Here is a 2,369-nt window from a genome sequence, read left to right on the forward strand (position 1 = left end):
GGTTGGACTTGTCCTGGCGCTCTTCGTCCGTGAAGTTGAAGCTCTTCGTTCCGAGGCCGTACGTCACTGCTGAGTCGACCTGAAGGTAACCGTTGGTCTGGTCATTGGGCTTGAGCCGGTTGTAGATGGCCCCGGCGACGTCCCCGTACTCGGCCTGGCCGCCTTCGGCCTGCACGATGCTGGCCACGATTACGGCCTCGTACTGCTTGGCGGGGTCGGTGATGCCCTGTGCAACGAGTTCATCAACAGTGACCTTGACCAGGCTCTGCAGAATCTCCTTGGCAGGCGTGCCCAGCGGGAACCGGTACTCCCCCGGGGCAAGGAAGCCTTCGAGGTTCTTGGCATTGGCCGGGAGCCCGAACTGCGACGGCGAATCGCTGAATTCCTTAAGCTGCTGCAGCGACACACCCGAACCTTCGGAGATTGCCTGCAGCGATTCGCCGATTCTTAGTCCGGCGCTCAGGGCGAAGTAGATCACCTTGCTCTTGTCTGTCCCGAGAAGGACGTTGACGGCGTCGGCGTTTTTCATCTCCATTTTGAAGGTGTAGTCCCCCGGCGACAGAACTCCGCCTGACGCGGCGAAGGCCTGCAGGAAGGTGTCAGCGTTCGCAACCACTTTCTCGTTTTCCAGTTTCGCGGCCATTGATCCGGTGCCTTCCCCCGGCGTCACCGACACGGTGACTTCGCCGGTGCCGGGCCCGGGGTAATCCGCGGGCTTGTCGTTGCCCAGCAACGGCTTGAGGAACTGTGCGCCGACTGCCACTGCTGTGACAAAAACGGCAAGTGTCAGGAAGAGGGCGAGGAGGCGGCGCCGGCGTCGGACCTTCTTGGACGGTCCGGGCACTACGGTTGCCCCTGCTGCGCCACCGATGAGGCCGGCCTCATGGTGGACCTCCGGATGGTACGCGTCATGGGCATCGTCGTAGTAATGGCCGTCAGCGGCCTCGTAGCCGGCATGCGGATCGTGGTCCTCGTGGGTTTCGTAGCCGGCATGGGGATCGTAGTCCCCATGGGCACCATGCTCTTCGGGCCACGCTTCGCCGCCGTGCGCGTCCGCTGTTTCCTGCGGCGCTGGCTGCACGTGCTCGATGGTTGGCGCGGATCTAGGAGCGGCCGGAATAGCGGGCCCGGCTTCTGGAGCGGGAGCCCCCGCAGGGGCGGGAGCCGCCTCAGGGGCGGGCGCGGCAACAGGAGCGGGCGCGGCAACAGGAGCGGGCGTCCGTTCGGGGCTCGCTGGAAACCCGGAATAGCCGGTGGGCACGGCCTTGTGTGAGTCCATTGCTTCCGGGTCATCGTGCCCGGTTTCGTAGGCCTGCTCGGGGACGACGTCGCTGCTTTCAGTCCGCAACGCCTTTTCCTGTTCGCGGAGTTCCTTGCGGGTCAGCGGCCTGGCACCATCGTTACCCATGGTGTCTGAGGCGTCGCCGTTATAGGACGGGCTCACTGTAGCCTTCCGTGTTCTGAGATCGAGACTGGTCTTCCGGGCGGGATTCGGAGCGCTCGGCTGCCGAAACGGCTCCGGAAGGCCGGTGTTCGGGCGGTGCGCCCACGCGGGTGCCAATGTCCGCTCCCCTGGCTTTTTGCATGTCGATGGCGTGCTGGAGAATACCTGCAGCCGCAACCTGATCCACCACTTTACGGTGGTCCCGGCTGCTCATGCCAGCTTCGTGAAGGTTCCGGTGGGCGGTAACGCTGCTGAGGCGCTCGTCCACCAGGTTCACGGGAACGTCAATGCCGCGGCCGGCAAGCGCTGCCACCAGCAGTTCCGCGTAGTCGGTTGCCATGCGGGCGGACGCGTGTTCCTCGCCCTTCATGGTCCGTGGCAGCCCGACAATGACCTGAACGGCGCCGAGTTCCTCCGCGAGCGAGGCGATGATCCGGACATCGGAGTTTTTCTTGGCGTTCCGGTCCAGGGTCTTGTACGGCGTGGCCAGGATGGCTTCGCGGTCGCAGACCGCCACACCTACCCTGACCGTGCCCACGTCTACCCCCAGTTTGATTCCCTGGGGGTAGCCGCCGGCTGAATGTGCTTGTGTCACTGGATCCTTATCGCCCGGAAATTGCGTCCACAACGGCGGCCAGCGCCGGTGCGACCTTGCTGGCGTCCGTGCCACCGCCCTGGGCAACGTCGTCTTTTCCGCCGCCACCGCCGCCGAGGATTCCCGCGGCAAGGCGGACCAGGGCGCCGGCCTTGACCCCGGCCTCCCGTGCGGCCTCGTTGGTGGCCACCAGGATCATGGGCCGGTCGTTGCTGACACCTGCCACGGCCACCGTGGACGCCTGTGAACCGAGCCGGTTCCGCAGGTCCAGGGCGAGGTTGCGGACGTCATCGGCGCCGCCGATCTGCCCTGCGTCGTGCGCGATGACCT

3 protein-coding genes are annotated in these 2,369 nt (G+C 65.4%); all 3 read right to left on the reverse strand.

Features of this window, described 5'->3' with window-relative positions; all coding sequences use genetic code 11:
• The coding region (locus tag DBR22_RS24495; protein WP_308810209.1) for an endolytic transglycosylase MltG at window positions 1-1,444 on the reverse strand (1,444 nt) is incomplete at its 3' end.
• Window positions 1,428-2,039: a Holliday junction resolvase RuvX gene (ruvX, locus tag DBR22_RS12150; protein WP_108599225.1), complete on the reverse strand. Its 612-nt coding sequence runs from the start codon at window positions 2,037-2,039 to the stop codon at window positions 1,428-1,430. The genes DBR22_RS24495 and ruvX, both read right to left, overlap by 17 nt.
• A 7-nt stretch (window positions 2,040-2,046) precedes the next feature.
• On the reverse strand, window positions 2,047-2,369 hold a 323-nt coding region (locus tag DBR22_RS12155; protein WP_258229170.1), incomplete at its 5' end, for a DHHA1 domain-containing protein.

Origin of the sequence: Arthrobacter sp. HMWF013 (assembly GCF_003061105.1) — a bacterium.
Lineage (GTDB): Bacteria > Actinomycetota > Actinomycetes > Actinomycetales > Micrococcaceae > Arthrobacter.